The organism is Mycobacterium sp., assembly GCF_035499775.1.
Lineage (GTDB): Bacteria > Actinomycetota > Actinomycetes > Mycobacteriales > Mycobacteriaceae > Mycobacterium.
Genome location: NZ_DATJYB010000032.1, coordinates 1 through 5,727 on the forward strand (window position 1 = coordinate 1; position 5,727 = coordinate 5,727).

Here is a 5,727-nt window from a genome sequence, read left to right on the forward strand (position 1 = left end):
GCATCGGCGATGTCCGCACCGACGTCGGCGCGCTGGTGGCGTTTCTGCTCAGCACCGACGCGACGTTCATCACCGGGCAGACGATTCACATCGACGGCGGGATCGGCTGCTTCCGGTGACCTTTCCGAGCAGGCGAGAGTCCCTGCGAGACCGACAGCGGGCGCAGATCCGGGCCGACATCGGGCGGGCGGCGTTCCGGCTGTTCGCCGAGCGCGGCTACGACGGTGTGACGACGGAGGAGATCGCCGCTGCCGCAGGGGTTTCGCCGCGCACCTACTTCCGGCATGTGCCGACGAAAGAGGAGCTGCTGCTGGCGCCGGTGCGCCATGGCGGCGCCGAGGTGGTGGCGCTGCTCGAGCAGCGGCCGGCCGGCGAGTCACCCGATGTCGCGATGATCAACGCGATGACCACCCGGACCCGGTCCTTCGACGAGTCCGACACCGAAGAGTGGCGGGCTGCCCTGCTGGTGGCACCCGGTCTGCTCGACAAGCTCACGATGCACACACCCGCCGACCGGGAGCGTGCCACGAAGCTGGTCGCCGAACGGATGGGCGTCAACCCCGGCCTGGACATCCGTCCCGGCCTGCTGGTCCAACTCACCTTTGCCGCAGCAGATTTCGGGTTCCAGCAGTGGGTGCGCCAATCCACCGCGGACCCGCGGCCGCTGGATCGCTACGTCACCGAAGCCCTCGAAGCCATCAAAAGTCCGCACTGGAAGAGGAAGAAGACGTCGTGAAAGACAGTTGCAAGTCGCGGTCTGGGAGCCTAAGCGGGAACGGTCGATTCGACCGCGTTCCCGGTTGCGGTCGACGCGCTGGACGAACCGTTCAGCGATGATCGTCTTGGGCGTCCAGCAGCAAGGCGTCGTCGAATGGAGCCTTCGAGTAGACCGTGCGCCACGGACTGCGGACCCTCGCGACGCTATCTGGCTTCGTCGTGATCCGCGGGTTGGTGACGCGAATGTGCCGGCCGTAGTGCACGAGATCAGCACTCCCAGCAGCCCGTAAGTTCTTGAGCCACTCGGTGGTGGTGGGGCCGTACGGCAGCAGTACGGCGTAGCCGTCATCGGTCGGGAAGATGTTCAGCGGGGTGCGGTATTTCTTGCCCGACTTTCGGCCGACGTGGGTCAGTACGCCCATCCCGGGCACCCAGCCGGCCCACAAGCGCACCGCCTTGTTGGTCACTGCGCGATTCCATCGCGCGTATCCGCGGGTAAACTTCACTGTCGATCGACCTTTCAGGTGGCACTCGGCATTCGGCTCTGTCGTGTTAGGCGGTGTCGCGAGCGTGTTCGTAGAGGGTGGGGTCATGCGAGCACACGACGAGCAGGTCGGGTTCTTGGCGTCGGTGTAGCTCGGCGAGACGCTCGTGGTTGGCGTGAACTTGCTTGCGGTCGAAGGCGATGAGTTCTTCCTGTGCGCGCAGGATGAACGGAACTCGGGATTGACCGTCGAGGGTGCCTGGGTGGTAGAAGGCGTCCCCGCAGTGCAGTACCCAGCGGTGACCGGCTTCGACAGCGACCGCGGTGTGGCCGCGGGTGTGGCCTGGCATGGGGACGAGCACGATGCCGGGGTCGATGTCGTCGAGTGGTTGTGCGGCGGCGAATCCTCGCCACGATTCCCCGCCGGGACCGTGCTCGGCCAGGCGCGGTCCATGCGCCCACTGCGGATGGCGGTAGCGCAGCTTTTCACGGGCAGACGGAGCGTGAATGGCTCCCAGGGCTTCGGCGGAGGTGAGGTGGATCTGCGCATGCGGGAAGTCGGAGATTCCTCCGACGTGGTCGAGGTCGAAGTGAGTGATGACGATATGGCGGACGTCGTCAGGTCGGAAGCCGAGTGCCTCGACGTGGTGTGCGGCGGTTTCGATGTGTAGCAGTCGGGGTCGGATGACATGGCGGAAGGCTCCGATTCGCCGTGCGGGGTCGCCGCAGTCGTGCGACCCGAAACCGCTGTCGACGAGGACGAGTCCATTGTCGGTTTCGACGAGCAGCACGTGACATACCAGTGAAGCGGTGGGCAGGTCCATGGTGCCGCAGTTGAGGTGGTGCACCTTCACGATGAATGTTCCTTAGCCATGGGTGGGTTCGCCTTCCGTGGTCACCTCGAAGGTGTTGAGGAAGTTGCAGACCAGTTGGTAGAAGCCGACTGTCATTACGAGATCGGCCAGTTGGGTGACGGTGAGCAGGTTCAGGGCGTCGTCGCGGTCGGCGCCGATGAGGGTGTGGTCGTCGAGCAGCCGGTCAGTCCAGGACAGGATGCCGATTTCGTCGTCGGGCAAGCCGTCGGTACGGCCGGTCGCCGCTGCCGCGATGGCCTCGGCGGACAGCCCGGAGTACTCAGCGATCAGCTCGTGCTGGTGAGTTTCGTAGGGCGCTGTGTAGCGGTATCCGACCCGTAGGATGGCCAGTTCACGTAGGTGCGCCGGGAGTGAGTTGGCTTGAAACATCGCGTCGGCCATGACGAAGAACCCTGGTGCCAGCCCCGGTGAGTGCATGACCATCCGGTAGACGTTTACCGGCGCATGCTGAGCGAGGGTGTCCTTGAGGTGCTGCGGCAGGGCGTCCAGGTCGGGGTAGTCCACGTGGCTCACTCCCGCCCGCGGATGGGGTCGCTGCCGTCCCAGTTGGCGGCGACGTCGCGGATGTATTGGAAGAACTGGCCTTTGGGGCCGCTGATGTCGGAGAGTTCGATGACGGTGCCCTGTTCGCGTTCGGTGTCGAGGTAGGCGAAGCGGCCCTGTTCTCCGCCGATGCTGCCTTCCTGCCCGATGGTGTATCCGTCGGCGAGCGCCTGGTCGAGGAGATGCTGAAAGTCGTTGGACCAGTACGCGATGTGTTGCATCCCCTCGCGTCCGGAGTCGAGGAAGTCCTTGTACATCGACGGAGCGTCGTTGCGCGGCTGGATCAGTTCGAGTTGGACGTCTCCGGAGTTCGCCAGCGCCACGCTCATCTGCATGTCCGATTCGACGCCGCGGTAGCGGAAGTAGTCGGTCTGGACGCGGTCGACGTAGAACCAGGGCCCAACACCGTGCTTGACCCAGTTGTCCATGGCGGCGTCGATGTCGCGCACGACGTATCCGATCTGGGCAATCTTGCCGAAAGTGCGGCTCATGATGGATCTTCTTCCTGGTCGGTGGTGAGTCGGTGGATCAGCAGGGCTTCGACTTCACTTCTGGCGGCGTCGAGGTCCACGTGATTGTCGATGAGGGATTGCAGCGCCGTCCCGCGGAGCATGGCGACGATGACGGTGGCCAACCCCTGCGGGTGGACGGTGTCGGGCATTCGTCCGGCGGTCGTCGCGAGCTCGATGCGCTTTTCGATCTCTTCGCGAAACTCGCGGTCGGCGGCGACCATTCGGGTGCGGGTGTCTTCGGTGGGGTTGGCGACCGCGTCGGCCCACAGCACCAAGCGGGCCCGGTTGACTGGTTGCAGGTCGGTGACGACGTCGAAGTAGATGCCGGTGAGCGTGAGCAGTTCGGTCACCGGGTCATCGGCGCCGCCTTGCTGGAACATCGCGTCGCGGAACTGGTGGGTCACCGCCTCGACGAGGCGCTGCATCAACGCGCCCTTGGAGCCGAAGTGATGGGTCGCGAGGCCCCGGCTGTAACCGGCCCGCTCGCCGACGTTGGCCAGGGTGACGTTGGACGGTCCGACCTCGCCGACCATTTCCGCGGCCGCAGCGATGAGCCGGCGTTCGGCTTCGGCTCGCCGGAATTCCTGGGTGCGCGGACCGGCGATGTCGTCGGTCATGTGGTGCCTCCTCGTCGGGTGGTGTGGCCCTGGACGAAGGTTGGTTTGGTCCAGGGATCGGTCCACCAGGTGCTGCCGGGGTGGACCATTACTCGCTGACCGTCAAAACGATCTTGCCGACGGCCTGGTTGCTGCGCAGGTACTCCGCGGCCTTGAGGGCATCGTCGAACGCGAAGGCGCGGTCGACCACCGGGCGGATACGGCCATCGGCGACGGCGGGCAGAATTTGCGGCGTGAGTGCGCTGCACACCGAGGCGAGTTCGTCGGCGGTGCGCACGCTGAATGTCGTGCCGAGTACCCGCAAGCGGCGAAACGACAAGGCGTTCAAGTCGATGGTGGACTGCGGACCGGCCAGCCGCCCGATGTTGACGACCGTTCCTCCCAGCCGGGTCACCATGAATGAGTCGGCGAACAACTGACCGCCGACGTGGTCCAGGACGATATCCACCCCAGAGCCGTTGGTTGACGGAAGGATCGCGTCGGCGAGGCTCTCGGTGTTGGTGTCGATGACGACGTCGGCGCCGGCCGCTGTGAGCGCCGCCTTCTTGTCCTCCGAAGTCGTGGTCGCGGCCACCAGCGATGCACCCAGCGCCTTCGCCATCTGCACCGCGATCAGCCCGATGGAGGTGGTCGCACCCACGATCAGGACACTCATGCCCCGAACGAAGCCCCCTTGACTGACCAAAGCGTCATGCTCGGTCGCCAACCCTACCGGCAGTGCCGCGGCATCGGTCCAAGACAGTGACTCCGGCATCGCAATAACGTGACGAGCGTCCTGGACGGCGTACCACGCGAACGCCCCCAGGCCCGCCGCACCAACCCGCTCGCCGACCTTGACCGAATCCACCCCGTCACCGACGGCTACGACCTCGCCCGCCATCTCCAAACCCGCTGTGAAGACATTGCTCGTCTTCGAGTTCGGGTTGTACGACCCCTCCAACATGTACAGGTCAGCCCGATTGAGCCCCGCGGCGACCACCCGGACCAACACCTGACCTGCACTCGGAGTCGGCACGTCGATCTCGCGCACCTCCCAGTCAGGCCCGGCGCCACCCACCAGCGCCAGCATCTTCACTGCCACCTCGGCTCCCATCCGTCTAACTAACTTGTTGACTAACAAGTTATAGGACGTAAGCGTGCCGCGTCAAGAATGCGGCGATTTTTCGGCAGTGCGCGCCTTGGGCCGGCGTCGACGATGTGGAGCCGGGAATCGTAGACGCGCGGCATATTCCGCTCACTTCGCCGGTGTGTGCGCGGTACCCGCACCGGGATGGGGACCCGCGTTCTGATAACGACTTCAGGTTTGCGGCAGGCAACCCAGGACGCCACGGAACAGGGCGTTGCGGAGGGCGCGTTCTCTCGGATCGGCGGTTACGTGAAAGCCGTGCTTGTTCATCACATACGCGTATCCAACGCCGGTGTCCGGGTCGGCGAATCCTCCTGGCCGCTGCCCAGGTTGCGGCGAAAGGCGTCGGCGACCTTGCCGTACCCCTCGTCGACCTCTCCACCGACGAGATCGGTTGAGGCCGTGACTTTTTGCCTCACCGGCTTACTGGTCCCAGCTCGGGATCAGGCCCAGGCTGTCCATCAGCTGCCCCTCCGCGCCGGTGAGCAGCGAGACCGCCGTCACGCTGGGCTGGCCCATTGGAATGTTCAGCCCGGGATCCAGCACCGGCAGATACGGGTAGGCGTTCGGGAACATCGACTGCGGCAACAGGCCCACGTCCACGCCGAACGCCTGCACACCCTGCACCGTCCCGGTGGCCAGCGCCGGCAGCACAGTCTGCGGGTTGGGGATCCCAATCAACTGCGCCGGGGTCGGAATGTCGGCGTACTGACCGCTGGCGTAGCCGAGGTCGACGATCACCCGCAGATCCGGCTGCAGCAGGTCGGCGATCGCATTGCCGGGGACACCCAGACTGCGCAGCGGCTGAACCAACGGCAGCCCGTTGTCCAGCGACATGTAGTACGTGGTGTGG

The 5,727-nt window shown here is 65.3% G+C and carries 10 protein-coding genes and 1 pseudogene; 2 read left to right on the forward strand and 9 right to left on the reverse strand.

The features are described 5' to 3' along the window. Both VML93_RS01810 and VML93_RS01815 read left to right on the forward strand, forming a co-directional pair. On the forward strand, positions 1-119 hold a 119-nt coding region (locus tag VML93_RS01810; protein ID WP_325607080.1), incomplete at its 5' end, for an SDR family oxidoreductase. Then, positions 116-736, forward strand: a complete 621-nt coding sequence (locus tag VML93_RS01815; protein WP_325607062.1) for a helix-turn-helix domain-containing protein — start codon at positions 116-118, stop codon at positions 734-736. The genes VML93_RS01810 and VML93_RS01815, both read left to right, overlap by 4 nt. 91 nt (positions 737-827) lie before the next feature. Here VML93_RS01815 and VML93_RS01820 read toward each other — a convergent pair whose 3' ends face one another. From VML93_RS01820 to VML93_RS01860, 9 genes and pseudogenes are all read right to left on the reverse strand, one after another. Continuing rightward, on the reverse strand, positions 828-1,223 hold the full coding sequence (locus VML93_RS01820; RefSeq protein WP_414686258.1) for a nitroreductase family deazaflavin-dependent oxidoreductase: 396 nt from the start codon (positions 1,221-1,223) through the stop codon (positions 828-830). A gap of 46 nt (positions 1,224-1,269) precedes the next feature. After that, complete coding sequence (locus tag VML93_RS01825) at positions 1,270-2,055, reverse strand: MBL fold metallo-hydrolase (protein ID WP_325607066.1); 786 nt, start codon at positions 2,053-2,055, stop codon at positions 1,270-1,272. Positions 2,056-2,067: 12 nt separating this feature from the next. After that, the gene (locus tag VML93_RS01830) at positions 2,068-2,580 is read right to left on the reverse strand and encodes a carboxymuconolactone decarboxylase family protein (RefSeq protein ID WP_325607068.1); all 513 of its coding nucleotides are present in this window, start codon (positions 2,578-2,580) and stop codon (positions 2,068-2,070) included. A 5-nt stretch (positions 2,581-2,585) separates the two neighbouring features. Further along, complete coding sequence (locus VML93_RS01835; protein ID WP_325607070.1) at positions 2,586-3,110, reverse strand: VOC family protein; 525 nt, start codon at positions 3,108-3,110, stop codon at positions 2,586-2,588. Further along, the gene (locus tag VML93_RS01840) at positions 3,107-3,748 is read right to left on the reverse strand and encodes a TetR/AcrR family transcriptional regulator (protein ID WP_325607072.1); all 642 of its coding nucleotides are present in this window, start codon (positions 3,746-3,748) and stop codon (positions 3,107-3,109) included. The genes VML93_RS01835 and VML93_RS01840 overlap by 4 nt, the downstream gene beginning before the upstream one ends. Positions 3,749-3,836: 88 nt before the next feature. Then, entirely contained in the window at positions 3,837-4,829 is a 993-nt protein-coding gene (locus VML93_RS01845; protein ID WP_325607074.1) for a quinone oxidoreductase family protein, read from the reverse strand. 216 nt (positions 4,830-5,045) lie between these two features. Next, a pseudogene (locus VML93_RS01850) lies at positions 5,046-5,186 on the reverse strand (EstA family serine hydrolase); the annotation flags it as partial. Beyond that, a complete protein-coding gene (locus tag VML93_RS01855) occupies positions 5,144-5,293 on the reverse strand; it encodes a hypothetical protein (RefSeq protein WP_325607076.1) in 150 nt (49 codons plus the stop codon). The pseudogene VML93_RS01850 and the gene VML93_RS01855, both read right to left, overlap by 43 nt. A 4-nt stretch (positions 5,294-5,297) precedes the next feature. Then, positions 5,298-5,727: PE-PPE domain-containing protein (locus tag VML93_RS01860; protein WP_325607078.1), on the reverse strand; the 430-nt coding region annotated here is incomplete at its 5' end.